We start from the raw sequence: 20,910 nt of genomic DNA, 5'->3' as shown, positions 1-20,910 counted from the left end.
AGGGGCGCCCCGGACAACCGGGGCGCCCCTTCGCGTCGTTTCGATCAGGCCTTGACGCGGGCGGTCTTGTAGAGCTTCGCGGTGAGATCCGCGGTCTGCTCCATGGTGTAGCCCGGCCTGCCGGCGAGGATGGAGGCCACGTCCGAGGCGCTGACGACGCTCAGCGTGCTGTAGTCACCCCAGATGCAGACGGGGACCGTCATGTCCTTGGGGCCCTTGGAGGCGGTGTCCTTGAAGGTCATCTTTATCTCCTGGCACTTCAGCACGGCCCCCTTGAACCCGGCGGGGTTGATCTCCTTGGGGCTCCCGACGAGTTCGGCGGTCACGTCCTTCTTGCCCTCGGCGGCCTTCAGCTTGGCCATGGCGAAGTACCCGTCCACGGTCTTCTCCGGGTCGGCGATCTGGCCGTAGACGCCCTGGAAGTTGAGGGCCTTCATCGACAACGGGTTCTTCGGGTCGCCCGCCAGGTACTCCATGCCCACCTGGGAGGCGTTCTTGATGCCCGCCGCTTCGGCTTCCTTCTTGTCCTGGTCGGTGAAGGGCTTCTGCTGGTACTTCGGGTCCTGCTTGAAGTCGTCCACCGACTGCGGTGCGACCAGCTTGTAGCCCTTGGTGTCCGCCGCCACCTTGCCCGAGGCGCCGCCGCCCTTGGTGAAGTACCAGCCGGCGCCCGCGAGGACCCCGAGGACGACGACCACCGCGATCACCACGCCGGCCTTCGACTTCTTCGGCGGCTGCTGCGGGGGCATGCCGCCGTAAGGGGGCTGCGCGGGCATGCCCGGCTGCGGGTAGCCGTACGGCTGCTGCGGGGGCTGCTGGGGGTAGCCCGGCTGCTGCGGGTAGGCCGGCGGCGGGGGCTGCTGGGGGTAGCCGTAGCCGGGCTGCGGGGCGGGCTGCCCGTAGGGACCCGGCTGCTGCTGCGGCGGCGGGCCCCCGTACGGTCCCGGCTGCTGCGGCTGCTGCCCGTACGGTCCCGGCTGGTTGTAACTCATGACCCGCGTCCCCCTCTAGGAACTTCTTATGTTGGTCATATCTTGGCCGAAGGCCCCGCAGGTCCGGGCTCCGGGCCCCCAGGCGTTACCGAACTACGACGCCGGGACCTCCATCACGCCCCGCAACGCCCGGGTCTGCTCCGCGAGCGCGGCGAGCGCGACCGGCTGGTTCTCCACGGGAACCGTGACCGTGACGAGCGAGCTGTGGTCCGCCCACATGCACGCCGGGAGCGTGCCGGCGCCGACGTGGACCGTGCCGCACCGCATGGCGGCTCCCTCCGGTGTCCCGGACGACTCCGTGACCGGGTCCGCCACCCCCATGTCGTGGAGGGCGCGGGTCAGCACCGAGCCGGGGTCCCGGTCGTCGAACCGGCCGGCCGCTCCGCTGACCACCAGCCGCGCGGTGCCCGACCCGTCGGCGTAGACCACGGCGACCTGCTTGGTGCCCGGCTTCTGCGGGCCCTGTCCCAGCTTGATCGCGTCGACGCGCGGCCCGGAGTCCTGGAGCGTCAGGCCCTGGAAGGAGACGGGCGGCGTCAGCCGGTACCGTCCGGCGTCGGACGGGCCGCCGTCGAGGACCGCGGTCACGGCCGCCTTGCCGGCGACCACGCCCACGATGGCCCCCAGCGCCACCCCGACCTTCACGAGCACGCGCTTCTTCGGCGGGACGTTGGGGACGGACGCGTAGGGATGTACCGAAGGGGCCGCGGCGGGCTGCCCGGTGATCTCGTTCATGAGCCCAGTCAGGCCGACCGGTCATGCTCCGGTCAAGCCGAGCCGCGCAGGGTGGAACGGATTCGTAACGCGGGTGGGGCCGCCCGTATCCTGTCGTGCGTGACCGAGAACACGCAGACACCCAGCAGCCCCCACTCCGAACTGCCGACCCAGTACGCGCCGGCCGAGGTAGAGGGGAAGCTCTATGAGCGCTGGGTAGAGCGTGGGTACTTCACGGCCGACGCGGCGAGCGAGAAGCCCCCGTACACGATCGTCATCCCGCCGCCGAACGTCACCGGCTCCCTCCACCTGGGCCACGCCTTCCAGCACACGCTGATGGACGCCCTGACCCGCCGCAAGCGGATGCAGGGCTACGAGTCGCTGTGGCTGCCCGGCATGGACCACGCCGGCATCGCCACCCAGAACAAGGTCGAGCAGCAGCTCGCCGAGGAGGGCAAGTCCCGCCACGACCTGGGCCGCGAGGAGTTCGTCGAGCGCGTCTGGCAGTGGAAGGAAGAGTACGGCGGCAAGATCCTCGGCCAGATGCGGCGCCTGGGCGACGGCGTCGACTGGTCCCGTGAGCGCTTCACCATGGACGAGGGCCTGTCCAAGGCCGTCCAGACGATCTTCAAGAAGCTCTTCGACGACGGTCTGATCTACCGCGCCGAGCGCATCATCAACTGGTGCCCGCGCTGTCTGACCGCCATCTCCGACATCGAGGTGGAGTACCAGGAGGACGCGGGCGAGCTCGTCTCCATCCGCTACGGCGAGGGCGACGACAGCCTGGTCGTCGCCACGACCCGGGCCGAGACGATGCTCGGTGACACCGCCGTCGCCGTCCACCCGGACGACGAGCGGTACAAGCACCTCGTCGGCCGGCAGATCAAGCTGCCGCTGACCGACCGCACCATCCCGGTCGTCGCCGACCCGCACGTCGACCCGGAATTCGGCACCGGCGCCGTCAAGGTGACCCCGGCGCACGACCCGAACGACTTCGCCATCGGGCAGCGCCACGGCCTGCCCAACATGACGATCATGGACGAGCACGGTGTCATCACCGTCCACGGCCCGTTCCTCGGCCAGGACCGCTTCGAGGCCCGCTCCGCGGTCGTCGGCGCCCTGCGCGAGCAGGGTCGGATCGTCGCCGAGAAGCGCCCGTACCTGCACTCCGTCGGGCACTGCTCGCGGTGCAGCACCACCGTCGAGCCGCGCCTGTCCCTCCAGTGGTGGGTCAAGGTCGAGACCCTCGCGAAGGCCGCCGGTGACGCGGTCCGCGACGGCCGCGTCGCGATCCACCCGCAGGAGATGGAGAAGCGCTACTTCGACTGGGTCGACAACCTCAACGACTGGTGCATCTCGCGCCAGCTGTGGTGGGGCCACCGCATCCCGGTCTGGTACGGCCCGGACGGCGAGGTCGTCTGCCTGGGACCGGACGACGAGGCGCCCACGGGCGAGGGCTGGACCCAGGACACCGACGTCCTCGACACCTGGTTCTCCTCCGGCCTGTGGCCGTTCTCCACGCTCGGCTGGCCGGAGCGGACCCCGGACCTGGAGAAGTTCTACTCCACCGACGTCCTGGTCACCGGCCACGACATCATCTTCTTCTGGGTCGCCCGGATGATGATGTTCGGCCTGTACGCCATGGACGGCGAGGTCCCCTTCAAGACGATCGCGCTGACCGGCCTGGTCCGCGACGAGCGCGGCAAGAAGATGTCGAAGTCCTTCGGCAACGTCGTCGACCCGCTGGACTGGATGGACAAGTACGGCTCCGACGCCGTCCGTTTCACCCTCGCCAAGGGCGCCAACCCGGGCACCGACGTGCCGATCGGCGAGGACTGGGTCCAGGCGTCCAGCAAGTTCGCCAACAAGATCTGGAACGCCACGCGCTTCGCGCTGATGAACGGCGCGACCATCGAGGGCTCGCTGCCGGCGCCCGAGGAGATGTCGGCGACGGACCGCTGGATCCTGTCCCGGCTGAACAAGACGGTCGCCCAAGTCGACGCGTACTACGAGGACTTCCAGTTCTCCAAGCTCAGCGAGGCGCTCTACCACTTCGCGTGGGACGAGGTCTTCGACTGGTACGTGGAGCTCTCGAAGACGACGTTCTTCGCGGGCGGCGAGGGCGCCAGGGTCTCCGGCCGCGTCCTCGGTGAGGTCCTCGACGTCACGCTGCGGCTGCTGCACCCGGTGGTCCCCTTCGTCACCGAGACGCTGTGGACCACCCTCACCGGCCGCGAGTCGCTGGTCATCGCCGAATGGCCGCAGGACAGCGCGTTCCGCGACGAGGCCGCCGAGGCCGAGATCGGGACCGTCCAGGCCCTGGTCCGCGAGGTCCGCCGGTTCCGCAAGGAGCAGGGGCTCGACGACAAGCAGAAGGTCCCCGCCCGCCTGGACCTGTCCCGCACCGCGCTGGTCGCGCACGAGGCGGCCATCCGCCAACTGCTGCGCCTCCAGCCGGAGGGCGACGACTTCAACGCCACCGCGACCCTCCCGGTCGGCGGCGCCACGGTCGCGCTCGACCTGTCGGGCACCATCGACGTGGCGGCCGAGCGCAAGCGGCTCTCCAAGGACCTCGGCGCCGCCGAGAAGGAGAAGCAGCAGGCGGAGGCGAAGCTGGGCAACGAGGCGTTCCTCGCCAAGGCGCCCGACAACGTCGTGGACAAGATCAAGGGCCGCCTCGCCAAGGCCGAGGGCGACATCGCCCGCATCCAGGCCCAGCTGGCCGGGCTGCCGGAGGCGTAGGCCGCTCCCGGGCCCCGTCCCGGGCGACATACGAAGGCCCCCGCACCGTCGATCGGTGCGGGGGCCTTCGCCGTACGCCGCTTCCCGTCCGGAGCGCGGGACATCACCCCCGTGCCGCGGTTGTCGAACCGCGGGGGACCGGCGCCGATGCCTACGGTTTGGCCGGGGCGAGCAGGCTGCCGAGCGTGTCCATGTCCTCCACGCACCGGCCCGAGCCGAGCACCACACAGTCCAGCGGCGCGTCCGCCACGAACACCGGAATGCCCGTCGCGGAGGCGATGCGCAGGTCCAGACCCGGCAGCAGCGCCCCGCCTCCGGTCAAGGTGATGCCGCGCTCCATCACGTCGCCGGACAGCTCCGGCGGGCATTCCTCCAAGGTGGCGCGCACGGCGGCGATGATCGCCGCCACCGGCTCGTCGAGCGCGGCCCGGACGTCGAGCGCCGTGAGCTCCAGGGTCTTGGGCATGCCACCGACCTTCTCCCGCCCGCGCACCGTGTGGGTGCGGCTCTCCAGCTCGGGCAGACCCGGCACCGGCCAGGCCGAGCCGACGGCGATCTTGACGTCCTCGGCGGTGCGCTCGCCGATGAGCAGCGCGTGCTCCCTGCGCACGTGGTCGGTGATCGCGGCGTCCATCCGGTCGCCGCCCACGCGCAGCGACCGTGAGGTGACGATGCCGCCCAGGCAGATGACGGCGACCTCCGAGGTGCCGCCGCCGATGTCCACCACCATCGAGCCGCGCGCCTCCGAGACCGGCAGCCCCGCGCCGATCGCCGCGGCCATGGGCTCCTCGATCAGGTGGACGGTCTTGGCGCCGGCCCGGGTGGACGCCTGGACGATGGCCCGCCGTTCGACCTGGGTGACCCCCGACGGCACGCAGACCACCATCCGGGTGCGCGGCCGGCGGCCGGGGACCGCCTTGCGCACGAAGTGCCGGATCATCTCCTCGGCGGCCTCGAAGTCGCAGATCACGCCGTCCCTCAGGGGGCGGATCGCGGTGATGGAACCCGGCGTCCGGCCGAGGGTCTCCTTGGCTTCCGTGCCCACCGCCAGGGCCGTCGTCGTGCCGGTCCTGACCGCCACCACGGACGGCTCATCGAGGACGATCCCGTGCCCCCGGGCGTAGACGAGGGTGTTCGCGGTCCCGAGGTCGATCCCTATGTCACGGCTGGACGCCGTCCGGTCCGCCCGGTCCGCCCTGTCCGTACTGGCCTGCGGCATTCGTTCCCCTCTCTGCTGCCGCAAGGCTCGCATAACGAGACGGTCGCGAAGGCGGCCGAAGGTCCCGAAACGGCCGGGCCGAAGGTCCCCCCGGTCCTCGTCCGTAGACTGGTCCCCGTGAGTGAGCAGCAGCCCGACAGCCACGGCCCCGATGACCTCGGCCGACCCTCCGACGCGATCGACGAGTTCGATCGGATCGTCGCGGAGGAATCCGACCGCGACCCCGACCTGGCGGTGATCGAGGCCGGCAGCCGCACCCTGCGCGCACACGGCGGAGCGCCACAGGGCGAGCAGGTGCCCGCCGCGCCCGCCGACCCGGAGGTGGCCAAGGCCCTCCAGGAGGTGGAGCAGGAGTTGGCCGGCCGCTGGGGCGAGACCAAGCTGGAGCCGTCGGTCTCGCGCATCGCCGCGCTGATGGACGTCCTGGGCGAGCCGCAGCGCGCGTACCCCTCGATCCACATCACCGGCACCAACGGCAAGACCAGCACCGCCCGTATGGTCGAGTCCCTGCTGAACGCCTTCGACCTGCGCACCGGCCGTTACACCAGCCCCCACGTGCAGTCGGTGACCGAGCGGATCAGCCTGGACGGGGCGCCGATCAGCGCCGAGCGGTTCGTCGAGACCTACCACGACGTCAAGCCGTACGTGGAGATGGTCGACGCGTCCGAGGAGTACCGGCTGTCCTTCTTCGAGGTGCTCACCGGGATGGCGTACGCGGCCTTCGCGGACGCGCCCGTCGACGCGGCGGTGGTCGAGGTCGGCATGGGCGGCTCGTGGGACGCGACCAACGTGATCGACGGCGCGGTCGCCGTGATCACCCCGATCAGCCTGGACCACACGGACCGGCTCGGCTCCACGCCGGCCGAGATCGCCGGGGAGAAGGGCGGCATCATCAAGCAGGGCGCCACCGTGATCCTGGCGCAGCAGCCGGTGGACGCGGCGCAGGTGCTGCTCAAGAAGGCCGTCGAGGTCGACGCGACCGTGGCCCGCGAGGGCATGGAGTTCGGCGTCGTCTCCCGCGAGGTGGCGGTCGGCGGCCAGATGCTGACCCTGCGCGGCATGGGCGGCGAGTACGACGGCATCTTCCTGCCCCTGTACGGCGCCCACATGGCGCACAACGCGGCGGTGGCCCTGGCCGCGGTCGAGGCGTTCTTCGGCGTCGGCGGCGAGCACGCCCGGGAACTGGACGCGGACACGGTTCGCCGGGCCTTCGCCTCGGTGACCTCGCCGGGCCGGATGGAGGTCGTCCGGCGCAGCCCCACCGTGGTCCTGGACGCGGCGCACAACCCGGCCGGGGCGCAGGTCACCGCGGAGGCGGTGACCGAGGCGTTCGGGTTCAGCCGGCTGATCGGCGTCGTCGCCGCGAGCGAGGGCAAGGACGTGAAGGGGGTCTTCGAGGCGTTCGAGCCGATCTTCGCGGAGGTCGTCGTCACGGAGAACACCAGCCACCGGGCGATGTCGGCCGACGAACTGGCGGCCATCGCCGTCGAGGTCTTCGGGTCCGACCGGGTACAGGTGGAGCCCCGGCTGGACGACGCGCTGGAGGCGGCGATCACCCTGGCGGAGGAAGAGGCCGAATACGGTGGGGCCGGGGTCCTGGTGACCGGGTCCGTGATCACGGTGGGCGAGGCCCGCCTGCTGCTGAAGAGGGGCTGAGGAATGCGCACACTGTGTGCTTCGACGCTGATCGGCGAGTTCTTCGTGATCGGTTTCGCGGGCCTGGTGGCCATGAAGGACCCGGACTTGACCCAGGCGACCGTGTGGGCGGTGTGCGGCGTCGCGATGCTGCTGTCCGTGCTGCTGTGCGGGATGCTGTCGCGCCCCGGCGCGGTCCAGCTGGGCTGGGCCCTGCAGATCGGGCTGGTCCTCAGCGGGTTCGTCGTGCCGACCATGTTCTTCCTGGGCGCGGTCTTCGCCGGCCTGTGGTGGTGCTCGGTGCACTACGGGCGCAAGGTCGACGCCGCCAAGGCCCGCTGGGCGGCGCAGAGCGAGGCGCAGGCCGAGGCGTAGACCGCCCCGGGGCCCCCTGTAGCCTCGTCGGACCGCACCCGTATGCCGCAAGGAGTTACCACATGACCCAGCGCACGCTCGTCATCCTCAAGCCCGACGCCGTCCGTCGTGGCCTGATCGGCGAGATCATCGGCCGCATCGAGCGGAAGGCCGGCTGGACCGTTCCCGCGCTGGAGCTGCGCACGCTGGACCAGGAGACCCTGGAGACCCACTACGGCGAACACAAGGGCAAGCCGTTCTACGAGCCCCTCATGGGGTTCATGGCGAGCGGCCCCGTCGTCGTCCTGGTCGTCGAGGGCGAACGCGTGATCGAGGGCGTCCGGCAGCTCGCCGGCCCCACCGACCCGATCGCCGCGGCGCCCGGCTCCATTCGGGGTGACTTCGGCACCATCACCCGGGAGAACCTCATCCACGCCTCCGATTCCGAAGCGTCGGCGGAGCGCGAGCTGAAGCTCTTCTTCCCCGCTCTCTGAGCCGAACCGGAACCCGCGCCGCGCCGCGGACACACCGGTGGTCCCGACGCGGCATCAGCCAAACAGCGCTCATGACCTGGGGCGACCGAAGTAATTTCGGTCGCCCTTCGGTATGACGGGCGGCGAGCGGGAACGCATGTGCAGGACACGACGTCACCACTAAGGGGGCGGGTATCCGTTCCGGCGGGATTGCCGGAGTCCCGTCGCGCGATGTCCGTACCCGCGGCACTACGATGGGGCCTCCACCCACACACCCACCTCGCCGACCTGACAGCAGCCGCTATCAACTGGAAGGCCAGACGCTCCTCATGGGGAACAAGGGGAACAACATGTCGTTCATCGGCCGTGACATGGCGATCGACCTCGGGACCGCCAACACGCTGGTGTACGTGAGGGGCCGGGGGATCGTCCTGAACGAGCCGTCCGTGGTCGCCATCAACACGAACACCGGTGGAATCCTGGCGGTCGGCTCCGAGGCGAAGAAGATGATCGGCCGGACGCCCGGCAACATCGTCGCCGTACGGCCCCTCAAGGACGGCGTGATCGCCGACTTCGAGATCACCGAGCGGATGCTCCGGTACTTCATCCTCAAGATCCACAAGCGCCGCTACCTGGCTCGTCCGCGCGTCGTGGTCTGCGTCCCCTCCGGCATCACCGGAGTGGAGCGCCGCGCCGTCATCGAGGCGTCCACCCAGGCCGGCGCCCGCCAGGTACACATCATCGAGGAGCCGATGGCCGCCGCCATCGGCTCGGGCCTGCCCGTCCACGAGGCCACCGGCAACATGGTCGTGGACATCGGCGGCGGCACCACCGAGGTCGCGGTCATCTCCCTCGGCGGAATCGTCACGGCACAGTCCATCCGGGTGGCCGGCGACGAGCTGGACAACGCGATCATCCAGCACATCAAGAAGGAGTACTCGCTCCTCCTCGGCGAGCGCACCGCCGAACAGATCAAGATCACCATCGGGTCGGCGTACGACCTCGACAAGGACGAGCACACCGAGATCCGGGGCCGCGACCTCGTCTCCGGCCTGCCGAAGACGGTCGTCATCTCCGCCGCCGAGGTGCGCAAGGCCATCGAGGAACCGGTCAACGCCATCGTGGACGCGGTGAAGACCACCCTCGACAAGTGCCCGCCGGAACTCTCCGGCGACATCATGGACCGCGGCATCGTCCTCACCGGCGGCGGCGCCCTGCTGCGCGGACTCGATGAGCGGCTGCGCCGTGAGACGGGCATGCCGATCCACATCGCCGAGGACCCCCTCGACTCCGTGGCCCTCGGCTCCGGCAAGTGCGTCGAGGAGTTCGAAGCACTCCAGCAGGTCCTGGACGCCCAGCCCCGGCGGTGATCGAAGTCCCCGTAACGGGGCATGTGGAACACAAGGATCCGCCGTACGGGCGCTACCGCGCCTGTGCGGCGGATCGTTGATATACAGGCACAGTCCGGTGCGAGCCCCGGCTCCGTCCGGAGCGGCTCCGGCACCGCGAATACCTACGAGGAAGGCACGCCGCCGCACGTGAGGGACACACGAGAGAGCCGGCTGCTCCTGGTGCTTCTGATCGCCATCGCGTTCGCATTGATCACGGTGGACATCAGGGCGGGCGAGGAGTCACCGGTCGACGGTGCCCGGCAGGCCGCCGCGACGGTCTTCGGCCCCGTGGAGAAGGGCGTGGCGACCGCGGTCGACCCCGTCGCCCACGCCATAGGCGCCGTACGGGACTCCGGAGAGCGCCACAACCGGATCAAGACCCTCGAACGCGAGAACACCGCGCTCAAGGCGAAGCTGGGCAGCGACGACCAGACCCGCAGCCGCATCCACGAGCTCGACGAGATGCTCAAGCGCGCCGGCGCGGGGCAGTACGGCATCAAGGGCGCCGAGGTCATCGGGATAGGAGCGGCCCAGGGCTTCTCCTGGACCGTCACCATCGACGCCGGCAGCAAGGACGGCATCGAACGCGACATGACCGTCCTCAACGGCGACGGCCTCGTCGGCCGCGTCACGACCGTCGGCCCCGACACCGCCACCGTGGTGCTCGCCAACGACCCCGACTTCACCGTGGGCACCCGCCTGGAGAAGACCGGGGAACTCGGCTTCGCCACCGGCCAGGGCGACCGCGCCCTGTCGGTGCAGATGCTGAACGGCAAGGCCAAGATCGCCCCCGGCGACCGGCTCGTCACCTTCGGCTCGCGCGGCAACAAGCCCTTCGTACCGGGCGTCCCCATCGGCGAGGTGGTCAAGGTCGACCCCTCGCGCGGCGACCTGACCCGCACCGTGTGGGTGCGTCCGTTCGTCGGCTTCTCGCGCCTGGACATCGTCGGCGTCGTGGTGATGCCGCCGCGCGAGGACCCGCGCGACGCGGTCCTGCCGCCCAAGCCCGAAGCGAAGCCCACCCCGACCGTCACCGTCACCGTGACCCCGTCGGCGTCCGCCAGTGCCCCCGCCAAGCCGGCCGACGAGTAGGAGCTGACCGCCCATGCGCTTCAACCGGATCCTGCTCTCGGCCACGCTGATCGTGGTCGCCCTCGTCATCCAGGTCACCGTCCTCGGCCGGCTCCAACTCCCCGGCGCCGTACCCGACCTGCTCCTGCTGACCGTCGTCGCGCTCGCCCTGGTCTACGGACACGTCAGCGGCGCCTTCGTCGGCTTCGGCGCGGGCCTCCTCGCGGACCTCGCCCCGCCCGCCGACCACGCCGCCGGACGGTACGCCCTCGTACTCTGCGTCATCGGCTACCTCGTCGGCCTGGTCCGCCCCGACAACGGGCGGTTCCGCTCCGCCTGGGGGCCCCTGACCACCGTGGTGGCCGCCGCGATCGGCTCCACCCTGCTCTACGCGAGCGTCGGCGCCCTCGTCGGCGACACGGCCGCCCGCCACGTGGGCATCACCGAACTGCTGTTCACCGCCACGCTCTACGACCTGCTCCTCGCGCCCTTCACCGTGCCCCTGGTCATGGCGCTCGCCCGCCGCGCCGAGAACGACCCGATGGCCGTAGACGCGGGCGGCGGACCGCCCATGGGCAAGGACATGTCCTCCGGCTGGCTCACCGGCGGCACCGGGCTGCGGATCGGCAGCCAGCGCGGCGGACTGCGGTTGAAGACCGCGCGCGGCCGGGCCAACCGGGCCGGCCGCATAAAGGGCGTCAAGGGCGTCAAGGGTGTCAAAGGCGTGAAGAGCGTCAGGAAGCTGTGACGGGGGACCAGGCGTGACCAATATTCCGGAGACCGGCCGCACCCCCCGGGTGCAGATCCGGCTCGTCATCATCCAGGTACTCGTCTTCTCGCTGCTGCTCACGCTCGGCGGCCGGCTCTGGTACCTCCAGATCCGCAACGGCACCGAGTACGCCGACGAAGCCAAGAACAACCACGTCCAGCAGGTCGTCCAGCCCGCCGTGCGCGGCTCGATCCTGGACGACCGCGGGGTGCCGCTGGCCGACAACGAGACGCGCCTGGTCGTCTCCGCCAGCCGCACCGAGCTGTCGAAGATAAAGGACAAGGGCAAAGGCGTCCTCACCCGGCTGGCCGGCGTACTGGACATGAAGCCGCAGGACGTCATGGACAAGGTCCGCCTCTGCGACTCCAAGACCCCGCAGCCCTGCTGGAACGGTTCCCCCTACCAGCCGATCCCGGTCACCCTGGAAGCCACCACGCAACAGGCCCTCCAGATCCGCGAACGCCCCGAGGACTTCCCCGGCATCACCGCCGAACCCACCGCCGTACGCCGCTACCCGGCCCCCGGCGGCGCCAACACCGGCCAGGTGCTCGGCTACCTCTCCCCGGTCACCGACGAGGAGATCCAGAAGGCGAAGAACACCAACTCGCCGTTCCTGCGCTCCGACCAGGTCGGCCGCTTCGGCCTGGAACGCACCTACGACAAGGAACTGCGCGGCAAGTCCGGCGTCACCCGCTACGAGGTCGACAACCTCGGCCGGGTCATCGGCGAGGCCAAGAACGACCCGGCCGTCCCCGGCGCCCACATCGTCACCAGCATCGACGCCCGCGTCCAAGGTGTCGCCGAGTACGAGCTGAACAACGCGATGGTCCAGGCGCGCAAGGAGATCGACCGCAACACCGGCGTCCCCTACAAGGCCGACGCCGGCGCCATCGTCGTCCTGGAATCCAAAACGGGCCGCGTCGTGGCCATGGCCTCCAACCCCACCTACGACCCCAACATCTGGGTCGGCGGGATCTCCGGCAAGGACTACGCCAAGCTCACCGCCAAGGAGTCCAACGTCCCGCTGATGAACCGGGCGATCCAGGGCCAGGCCGCCCCCGGCTCCATCTTCAAGGTCATCCCGACCACCGCCGCGGTCAACGCCGGGTACAAGTTCGACGGCAGCTACCCCTGCCCCAGCTCGTACTCCATCGGCGGCCAGGTCTTCAAGAACTTCGAGTCCCAGGGCCACGGCTCGATCACCCTCGGCCAGGCCCTCGAAGTCTCCTGCGACACCGTCTTCTACGGCCTCGCCCACCAGCAGTGGCTCAAGGACGGCGGCCTCAAGCCCGTCAAGCAGCCCGGCGACATCTTCTTCAAGACCGCCCACCAGTTCGGCCTCGGCGCCGAGACCGGCGTGGACCTGCCGGGCGAGGAGAAGGGCCGCGTCCCGGACCGCCAGTGGAAGCAGCGCTTCTGGGCGGCCAACAAGGACGAGTGGTGCAAGACCGGCAAGAAGGGCGGCACCTACGTCGAGCTGCTCAACTACGAGAACTGCCTCGAAGGCAACCTGCTGCGCGCCGGTGACGCCGTCAACTACTCCATCGGACAGGGCGACACCCTCGTCACCCCGATCCAGATGGCCACCATCTACGCCGCCATCTCCAACGGCGGCACCATGTGGAACCCCACCATCGGCAAGGCCATCGTCAGCGCCGACGGCAAGAGCGTCCAGGAGATCCAGCCCAAGGCGCACGGCAAGCTCCCCATGGACGAGAAGACCCGGCAGCAGATAGGAGAAGCGCTGGAGGGCGTCGCCACCCGCGGCACCGCCGCCTGGCGCTTCGGCGGCTGGCCGCAGAAGCAGATCCCGATGCACGCCAAGACCGGTACCGCCGAGGTCTACGGCAAGCAGACCACCTCCTGGTTCGCCACGTTCACCGACGACTACACGATCGTGATGACGATCTCCCAGGGCGGCACCGGCTCCGGCGCCTCCGGTCCGGCCGTGCGCAACGTCTACAACGCCATCTACGGCCTCGACATGGCCGGCAAGCAGGACCTGTCCAAGGCCCTGCTCCCCAAGCCGCAGGCGCAACTGCCGGCCATCCAGCCGGACGGCTCCATCGACGCCCCCGAGATCAAGCCGTACGTGCCGCCGTCCCCGGAGGACGCGCCACCGCCCCTCGCGGGACCGCCGGCGCCGCCCGTCGCGAAGCAGGACTGAGGACCCGATGCAGACCGCCAACAAGTTCTCCGTCTCCCGGTACGCGCCCCGGCAACGCGGGACGCTGACCCGGCTCACCGCACGCGACTCCGTCCTGCGCCGACTCGACTGGGCGATACTGCTCTCCGCGCTCGCGCTGTCGTTCATCGGCTCGCTGCTGGTGTGGTCGGCGACCCGCAACCGCACCCACCTCAACCAGGGCGACCCGTACTACTTCCTGGAGCGGCACGCCCTGAACACCGGCATCGGCCTGGTGCTGATGATCGGTACCGTCTGGCTCGGCCACCGCACCCTGCGGGGCGCGGTGCCGATCCTGTACGGGCTCTCGCTGGTGCTCGTCCTCGCCGTCCTCACCCCGCTCGGCGCCACCATCAACGGCGCCCACGCGTGGATCGTCATCGGCGGCGGCTTCTCCCTCCAGCCCTCAGAGTTCGTGAAGATCACGATCATCCTGGGCATGGCGATGCTGCTGGCGGCCCGGGTGGACGCCGGCGACCTCGAACACCCCGACCACCGCACCGTCGTGAAGGCGCTCTGCCTGGCCGCCGCCCCGATGGGCATCGTCATGCTGATGCCCGACCTCGGCTCGGTCATGGTCATGGTCGTCATCGTGCTCGGCGTACTGCTCGCCTCCGGCGCCTCCAACCGCTGGGTACTGGGCCTGATGGGCGCGGGCGCGGCGGGCGCCGTCCTCATCTGGCAGCTCGGCATCCTGGACGAGTACCAGATCAACCGGTTCGCGGCCTTCGCCAACCCCGAACTCGACCCGGCGGGCGTCGGCTACAACACCAACCAGGCGCGCATCGCGATCGGCTCCGGCGGACTGACCGGCTCCGGGCTCTTCAAGGGCTCCCAGACCACCGGACAGTTCGTGCCCGAGCAGCAGACCGACTTCGTCTTCACGGTGGCTGGGGAGGAGCTGGGCTTCATCGGGGCCGGGCTGATACTGGTGCTGCTCGGCGTGGTGCTGTGGCGGGCCTGCGTGATCGCCCGGGAGACCACCGAGTTGTACGGCACGATCGTCGCCGCCGGGATCATCGCCTGGTTCGCCTTCCAGGCGTTCGAGAACATCGGGATGACCCTCGGCATCATGCCGGTGGCGGGGCTGCCGCTGCCGTTCGTGTCCTACGGAGGATCGTCGATGTTCGCCGTGTGGGTGGCGGTGGGGCTCTTGCAGTCGATCAGGGTCCAGCGGCCGATATCGGCCTGATCCGGCCGCTTGGCGGGCGAGGCATCGTCTTCCGTTCACGTCGTGATCCGTCCAGGGCTACGTTCGAAGCATGGCGGACACGAAACGAGAGATCGAACGTAAATTCGAGTTCACGTCGGCCGCGGGGAAGACCGCAGGCCACGGCCCGGCAAAAGGCGCGCGGAAGGCCGGGGCGAAGCGGTTGCCGGACCTGACGGGCACGGCCGGCATCACGGCCGTGCGCCGTCAGGGCACCGTGACCCTCGACGCCGTCTACTACGACACCCCCGACCTGCGGCTCGCCGCCGACGGCCTCACCCTGCGCCGCCGGACCGGCGGCGCCGACGAGGGCTGGCACCTCAAACTGCCCGTCGCCCCCGGCGTCCGCGACGAACTCAGGGCCCCGCTCGGCGACACCACCGTCCCCCGCTCCCTCGCCTCCCTCCTGCGCTCCCGAACCCGCGACGCCGAACTGGTGCCCCTGGTACGGCTCGTCTCCCGGCGCAAGGTCAAGCACCTCCTCGACGCCGACGGAACCCTGCTGGCCGAACTGAGCACCGACACCGTCACCGCCGAACGCGGCCCGGCCCACGCCACCTGGACCGAAGTCGAGGTCGAACTCGCCGACGGCGTCGACCCCGCCCTGCTCGACGCCGTCGAGGAGACCTTCCGCGAGGCCGGCCTCAAGGTCAGCGACGCCCCCTCCAAACTGGCCCGGGCCCTCGCCGAGACCGGCGCCGCCCCGGCCGCCCGACCCGCACCCCGCCCCGCCGACGACAGCGCGGGCGCGCACGTCCTCGCGTACCTGCGCGCCCAGCGCGAGGCCCTGATCACCCAGGACCCCGCAGTACGCCGCGAGCTGCCCGACTCCGTCCACCAGATGCGCGTCGCCGGCCGCCGGCTGCGCGGCGCCCTCGCCACCTACCGCACCGTCCTCGACCGCACGGCCACCGACCCGCTGCGCGCCGAACTGCGCTGGTTGGCCGGCGAACTCGGCGCCGACCGCGACCAGGAAGTCCTCCGCGAACGACTGCGCACCCGACTGGGCGAGGTCGACGTCACCCTCCTGCTCGGCCCCGTCCGCGCCCGCCTGCGCGTCTGGGACACCGCCCGCCGCACCGAGACCCGCCTCCGCGTCCTCGCGGCCCTCGACAGCGAGCGGTACCTGACCCTCCTCGACTCCCTCGACGCCCTCCTCGCCGACCCGCCGCTACGCGAAGCAGCGGCCCGCCCGGCGGAAAAAGTCCTGGCCAAGGCGGTACGACGCGACCACGACCGGCTCGCCCGCAGGATCGAACGCGCCCTGGCCTCGCAAGTCGGGCACGAACGCGACCTGGCCCTGCACCAGGCCCGCAAGGCCGCCAAACGCGCCCGCTACGCGGCGGACGCCGCGGCCCCCGCGCTCGGCAAGCGCGCCGAGCGCCTCGCCAAGGCCACCAAGAAGGTGCAGACCCTGCTCGGCGACCACCAGGACGGCGTCGTCGCCCGTGAGGCCCTGCGCGGCCTGGCCGTCCAGGCCGCCGGCGCCGGCGAGACCACCTTCACCTGGGGCCTCCTCCACGGCCGCGAGGAAGCCCTCGCCGAGCGGTACGAACGGGAGCTGCCGAAGGTGTGGGCGAAGACCTCCCGCAAGGGCGCCGCCTTCGCCCGCGGCCGATGATCACCGCGGCCGGGGGCGACCGGGCCGCGCGGTACGCTTGAGAGTCGCCCCCTGCCCGCTTCACGAAAGTCGCGTGATGTCCGAGTCGGTCTTCCCACAGCTCGAAGCGCTGCTCCCGCATGTGCAGAAGCCCATCCAGTACGTCGGTGGTGAGCTCAACTCCACCGTCAAGGTATGGGACGAGTGCGACGTCCGCTGGGCGCTGATGTACCCGGACGCGTACGAGGTCGGTCTGCCCAACCAGGGCGTCATGATCCTCTACGAGGTGCTGAACGAGCGGGACGGCGTGCTCGCCGAACGCACGTACAGCGTGTGGCCGGACCTCGAAGAGCTGATGCGCGAGCACAAGGTCCCGCAGTTCACCGTCGACTCCCACCGCCCCGTCGGTGACTTCGACGTCTTCGGGCTCTCGTTCTCCACCGAGCTCGGCTACACCAACATGCTGACGGCGCTGGACCTCGCGGGCATCCCGCTGGAGGCCCGCAACCGTACGGTCGACCACCCCATCGTGCTCGCCGGCGGCCACGCGGCCTTCAACCCCGAGCCGATCGCGGAGTTCATCGACTGCGCGATCATCGGCGACGGCGAGCAGGCCGTCCTCGACATGACCGAGATCATCCGGACCTGGAAGGCCGAGGGCCGCCCGGGCGGCCGCGAGGAAGTCCTCCTGCGGCTGGCCAAGACCGGCCAGGTCTACGTCCCCGGTTTCTACGACGTCGACTACCTGCCGGACGGCCGCATCGCGCGCGTCGCCCCGAACCGGTCGGGCGTCCCCTACCGGGTCTCCAAGCACACGGTCATGGACCTCGACGAGTGGCCGTACCCCAAGCAGCCGCTGGTCCCGCTCGCCGAGACCGTCCACGAGCGGATGTCCGTCGAGATCTTCCGCGGCTGCACCCGCGGCTGCCGTTTCTGCCAGGCCGGCATGATCACGCGCCCCGTGCGGGAGCGAAGCATCACCGGCATCGGCGAGATGGTGGAGAAGGGCCTCAAGGCCACCGGCTTCGAGGAGGTCGGCCTCCTGTCGCTGTCCTCCGCCGACCACACCGAGATCGCGGACATCGCCAAGGGCCTGGCCGACCGCTACTCCGACGACAAGGTGGGCCTGTCCCTCCCGTCGACCCGGGTGGACGCGTTCAACGTGGACCTGGCCAACGAGCTGACCCGCAACGGCCGCCGCTCCGGCCTCACCTTCGCCCCCGAGGGCGGCTCCGAGCGGATGCGCAAGGTCATCAACAAGATGGTCTCGGAAGAGGACCTCATCCGCACCGTCGCCACCGCGTACGGCAACGGCTGGCGCCAGGTGAAGCTGTACTTCATGTGCGGCCTGCCGACCGAGACCGACGAGGACGTCCTCCAGATCGGCGACATGGCGGTCAACGTCATCGCCAAGGGCCGCGAGGTCTCGGGGCAGAACGACATCCGCTGCACGGTGTCGATCGGCGGCTTCGTACCGAAGCCGCACACCCCGTTCCAGTGGGCGCCGCAACTGTCGGCGGAGGAGACGGACGCCCGCCTGGGCAAGCTCCGGGACAAGATCCGCGCCGACAAGAAGTACGGCCGCTCGATCGGCTTCCGCTACCACGACGGCAAGCCCGGCATCGTGGAGGGCCTCCTCTCGCGCGGTGACCGCCGCATCGGCGACGTCATCCGCGCGGTCTACGAGTCCGGCGGCCGCTTCGACGGCTGGCGCGAGCACTTCTCCTACGACCGCTGGATGCGGGCGGCGGAGCAGACCCTGCCCGCGTACGGCGTGGACGTGGCCTGGTACACCACCCGCGAGCGCACCTACGAGGAGGTGCTCCCCTGGGACCACCTCGACTCCGGCCTGGACAAGGACTGGCTCTGGGAGGACTGGCAGGACGCGCTCGACGAGACGGAGGTCGACGACTGCCGCTGGACCCCGTGCTTCGATTGTGGCGTGTGCCCTCAGATGGACACCCAGATCCAGATCGGCCCGACGGGCAAGAAGCTCCTCCCGCTGACGGTCGTGAAGTGAGCTGAGCCCGCGCTTCGCGATATGCCCCCCACCGGATCCGGTGGGGGGCATATCTATTGGAGCCGTAGGTAAAGGTTTCTACATAGGACGGTCGAGTATATCCTGTGAAGGTGTGAGTGGGAATACTCCGCAGTCCGTTTCAGGAGGTGGCCGTATGGCCAAGACCGTGATCGACATCAACGAGGAAGCGCTCGCGCTCGCCGCGGAAGCGCTGGGTACGACCACGAAGAAGGACACGGTCAACGCCGCGCTGGCGGAAATAGGGGCACGGCTCCTTCGACAGCGGGCACTGGAACGGCTCCTCAAGCTCGATGAGGAAGGCGCCTTCGACAAGGGGCGGGAAGCCGGGTTCAAGCAGGAGGTGCGGGGATAGTGGGGAACTCGACCGAGGGGTCGTTCCTGATCGACACCTCCGCCGCGCACCGGATCACGCTGCCGGGGCCGTTCTCCGTCTGGCGCCCCGCGCTTGCCGCGGGACGGATCGGCATGTGCGCGGTGACCGAGGCGGAGGCACTGTACTCCGCCCGCTCCCCTGCCCAATACGCCGAGCTGCGGCAGGCGTTCGCCGACCTCTACGTCTGGCACGACATCCCGGATGACGTGTGGGAGAGGGTCCGGGCGGCCCAGGGCATCCTGGCCGAGGCCGGTTGCTTGCGCTCGGCAGGAGTCGTCGACCTGGTGCTCGCGGTCACCGCCGCGCGGCACCGGCTGACCGTGCTGCACTACGACCGCGACTTCGAGACGCTCGCCAAGCACACCGACCTGCGGACCCGGTGGTTGGCCGAGCCGGGATCGATCGACTAGCAGTCGCCGTGCGCAACGGTGCGGGGGTTTTCGGCGTCCCCGACGGTATGGAACATGAAGTGCGGCAGGGCGGCGGGGCCGGGGGCGGGTGCCTGGTGGTGCCCGTGAAGATCGTGGCGGTACTCGTCGTACTGCCCGTACGGGTGGTGTGGGAGCTGTTGGTCGGGTTCGCCCGTGCCGTCCACCGATACCTGCTGGGCCCCCTGTACACGTACGTCCTCGGGCCGGTGCTGCGCGCGCTGGGGCAGGTGGTTTCCTTCCTGCTCAGGCTGGTGTTCGTGTGGCCCTGGGTGGGGTTGTGGCGGTACCTGCTGGGGCCGCTGGTGCGCGCGCTGTACGGCTACCTGATCGCGCCCGTCGCCCGGGTGGTGTACCGGTACCTGCTGCGGCCCCTGGCGCTCGCCGTGTGGCGGTACCTGCTGGTGCCGGTCGGGCAGGGGCTCGCCTGGCTGTGCGTGCGGCTGTACCGGTACGTGCTGCGCCCGGTGGGGGAGGTCCTCGGCTGGGCGTGGGCGGTGTCGGCGCGGGTGGTGCGGGCGCTCGGGCGCGGGCTGCGGTGGGTCGGGTGGGTGCTCCTGGGGTGGCCGCTCTCGCAGGTGTACCGGTACGTGCTGACGCCGGTGGGGCACCTGCTGCGCGGGGTGTGGCGCACGGCCCGCGCCGCGGTGCGCGAGGCCCGGGCCGAGGTGCGGCGGATGCTGTTCGGTACTCCTCCCGGGGAACCGGCGAGGTCACGGGCGCGTACTCTGAGTAGTACGACAGCCGCCGCCGACGCGGCGCCCGCCGCCGAGTTCTCCCCGCCGCGCTGAGCCGCGCCAAGCGGGGGTGAGCCGCGACGGGGTCGACGGACCTCAGGGCGACGCGCGAGCCGCGGAGCCCCGCACAAGGAGAAGAACCACTGGGCAAGCGACAGCCCGAAGGCCCGCCTCCCGCACCGGTGGTGCAGCGCATCCGACTGCGCTACACCAAGCGCGGACGCCTCCGGTTCACCAGCCACCGGGACTTCCAGCGTGCCTTCGAGCGGGCCCTGCGCCGCTCGGAGGTGCCCATGGCGTACTCGGCGGGCTTCACCCCGCACCCCCGGGTCTCATACGCGAACGCCGCGCCCACCGGCACCGGCAGCGAGGCCGAGTACCTGGAGATCGCCCTCGCCGAGCCCCGCGACCCCGCGACGCTCCGCGAGCTGTTGGACGAGTCGATGCCGGTCGGGCTCGACATCGTCGACGCCGTCGAGGCCCGGACCTCCGGGCTGGCCGAGCGGCTCACGGCCTCCGTGTGGGAGCTGCGCCTGGACGGCGTGGACCTCGCGGACGCCGAGCGGGCCGTGACCGCCTTCCTCGCGGCCGAAACCGTCGAGGTCCAGCGCCGCACCAAGAACGGCATGCGGACCTTCGACACCCGAAGTGCCGTGGTCAGCCTCGAAGCGCATCCCGCCCCGGTTGATAGGCCACTGGACAATGCCTGTGCGATACTGCGGCTGGTTGTTCGGCATCTGACACCTGCCGTGCGACCCGACGACGTCCTGTCCGGTCTCCGAGCTGTGGCCGACCTGGCGCCGCCGGTCCCCGCAGCGGTGACCAGGCTGGCGCAGGGGCTCTTCGACGAGGAGTCCGGCACGGTGACCGACCCGCTCGCGCCCGACCGCGAGGCCGACACGGCCGCCCCACCCACGGCCGCCGTAGCGGCCGACGCGAAGGCTCTGGAAGGTCCCGCCGCGTAAGGAACGCCGTC

At 70.5% G+C, this 20,910-nt stretch carries 18 protein-coding genes; 15 read left to right on the top strand and 3 right to left on the bottom strand.

Annotation, left to right across the window (positions count from 1 at the left end; all coding sequences use genetic code 11):
* Positions 1 to 44: 44 nt before the first annotated feature.
* Complete coding sequence (locus ACFVXJ_RS07355; RefSeq protein ID WP_389659990.1) at positions 45 to 992, bottom strand: hypothetical protein; 948 nt, start codon at positions 990 to 992, stop codon at positions 45 to 47.
* A 93-nt stretch (positions 993 to 1,085) separates the two neighbouring features.
* Complete coding sequence (locus ACFVXJ_RS07350) at positions 1,086 to 1,727, bottom strand: hypothetical protein (RefSeq protein WP_389659987.1); 642 nt, start codon at positions 1,725 to 1,727, stop codon at positions 1,086 to 1,088.
* Positions 1,728 to 1,826: 99 nt separating this feature from the next.
* Here ACFVXJ_RS07350 and ACFVXJ_RS07345 point away from each other — a divergent pair, with 99 nt between their 5' ends.
* Positions 1,827 to 4,448, top strand: coding sequence for a valine--tRNA ligase (locus ACFVXJ_RS07345; protein ID WP_389659984.1), 2,622 nt, complete (start codon positions 1,827 to 1,829; stop codon positions 4,446 to 4,448).
* Positions 4,449 to 4,599: 151 nt separating this feature from the next.
* Here the strand turns inward: ACFVXJ_RS07345 and ACFVXJ_RS07340 are convergent, their stop codons facing one another.
* Entirely contained in the window at positions 4,600 to 5,667 is a 1,068-nt protein-coding gene (locus tag ACFVXJ_RS07340) for a rod shape-determining protein (protein ID WP_389659981.1), read from the bottom strand.
* A gap of 117 nt (positions 5,668 to 5,784) precedes the next feature.
* On the opposite strand from ACFVXJ_RS07340, the gene ACFVXJ_RS07335 reads away from it, so the two are divergent.
* The 14 genes from ACFVXJ_RS07335 to ACFVXJ_RS07270 all read left to right on the top strand — a co-directional run bounded on the left by ACFVXJ_RS07335 (position 5,785) and on the right by ACFVXJ_RS07270 (position 20,899).
* Complete coding sequence (locus ACFVXJ_RS07335; RefSeq protein ID WP_389659978.1) at positions 5,785 to 7,323, top strand: bifunctional folylpolyglutamate synthase/dihydrofolate synthase; 1,539 nt, start codon at positions 5,785 to 5,787, stop codon at positions 7,321 to 7,323.
* A 3-nt stretch (positions 7,324 to 7,326) separates the two neighbouring features.
* Positions 7,327 to 7,677, top strand: a complete 351-nt coding sequence (locus ACFVXJ_RS07330; RefSeq protein ID WP_389659975.1) for a DUF4233 domain-containing protein — start codon at positions 7,327 to 7,329, stop codon at positions 7,675 to 7,677.
* A 62-nt stretch (positions 7,678 to 7,739) separates the two neighbouring features.
* Positions 7,740 to 8,150, top strand: a complete 411-nt coding sequence (ndk, locus tag ACFVXJ_RS07325; protein ID WP_136216939.1) for a nucleoside-diphosphate kinase — start codon at positions 7,740 to 7,742, stop codon at positions 8,148 to 8,150.
* A 329-nt stretch (positions 8,151 to 8,479) separates the two neighbouring features.
* A complete protein-coding gene (locus ACFVXJ_RS07320; RefSeq protein ID WP_008738981.1) occupies positions 8,480 to 9,499 on the top strand; it encodes a rod shape-determining protein in 1,020 nt (339 codons plus the stop codon).
* 168 nt (positions 9,500 to 9,667) lie between these two features.
* On the top strand, positions 9,668 to 10,612 hold the full coding sequence (gene mreC / locus ACFVXJ_RS07315; protein ID WP_389659972.1) for a rod shape-determining protein MreC: 945 nt from the start codon (positions 9,668 to 9,670) through the stop codon (positions 10,610 to 10,612).
* A gap of 13 nt (positions 10,613 to 10,625) precedes the next feature.
* Positions 10,626 to 11,339: a rod shape-determining protein MreD gene (mreD, locus tag ACFVXJ_RS07310; protein WP_389659969.1), complete on the top strand. Its 714-nt coding sequence runs from the start codon at positions 10,626 to 10,628 to the stop codon at positions 11,337 to 11,339.
* Between the two features lie 13 nt (positions 11,340 to 11,352).
* Positions 11,353 to 13,527, top strand: coding sequence for a penicillin-binding protein 2 (gene mrdA, locus ACFVXJ_RS07305; protein ID WP_389659966.1), 2,175 nt, complete (start codon positions 11,353 to 11,355; stop codon positions 13,525 to 13,527).
* Positions 13,528 to 13,534: 7 nt separating this feature from the next.
* Positions 13,535 to 14,737, top strand: a complete 1,203-nt coding sequence (gene rodA, locus ACFVXJ_RS07300; RefSeq protein WP_389659963.1) for a rod shape-determining protein RodA — start codon at positions 13,535 to 13,537, stop codon at positions 14,735 to 14,737.
* Positions 14,738 to 14,807: 70 nt separating this feature from the next.
* A complete protein-coding gene (locus ACFVXJ_RS07295) occupies positions 14,808 to 16,376 on the top strand; it encodes a CHAD domain-containing protein (protein WP_389659960.1) in 1,569 nt (522 codons plus the stop codon).
* Between the two features lie 73 nt (positions 16,377 to 16,449).
* Entirely contained in the window at positions 16,450 to 18,375 is a 1,926-nt protein-coding gene (locus ACFVXJ_RS07290; protein WP_389659957.1) for a TIGR03960 family B12-binding radical SAM protein, read from the top strand.
* A 154-nt stretch (positions 18,376 to 18,529) separates the two neighbouring features.
* Complete coding sequence (locus ACFVXJ_RS07285) at positions 18,530 to 18,748, top strand: type II toxin-antitoxin system VapB family antitoxin (protein WP_389659954.1); 219 nt, start codon at positions 18,530 to 18,532, stop codon at positions 18,746 to 18,748.
* Positions 18,748 to 19,179 carry a PIN domain nuclease gene (locus tag ACFVXJ_RS07280; protein WP_389659951.1) on the top strand — a complete coding sequence of 144 codons (432 nt, stop codon included), beginning with the start codon at positions 18,748 to 18,750 and terminating at the stop codon, positions 19,177 to 19,179. Before ACFVXJ_RS07285 ends, ACFVXJ_RS07280 begins: the two co-directional genes overlap by 1 nt.
* A gap of 47 nt (positions 19,180 to 19,226) precedes the next feature.
* On the top strand, positions 19,227 to 19,988 hold the full coding sequence (locus ACFVXJ_RS07275) for a hypothetical protein (RefSeq protein WP_389659948.1): 762 nt from the start codon (positions 19,227 to 19,229) through the stop codon (positions 19,986 to 19,988).
* Between the two features lie 131 nt (positions 19,989 to 20,119).
* Positions 20,120 to 20,899: a TIGR03936 family radical SAM-associated protein gene (locus ACFVXJ_RS07270; RefSeq protein WP_361311376.1), complete on the top strand. Its 780-nt coding sequence runs from the start codon at positions 20,120 to 20,122 to the stop codon at positions 20,897 to 20,899.
* Positions 20,900 to 20,910: the final 11 nt, after the last annotated feature.

The sequence above is a fragment of the Streptomyces sp. NPDC058279 genome, assembly GCF_042881255.1.
In the GTDB taxonomy this organism is placed as follows: domain Bacteria; phylum Actinomycetota; class Actinomycetes; order Streptomycetales; family Streptomycetaceae; genus Streptomyces.
The sequence above is the reverse complement of the archived record's forward strand: the minus strand, read 5'-3'. Positions and strand labels throughout refer to the sequence as shown.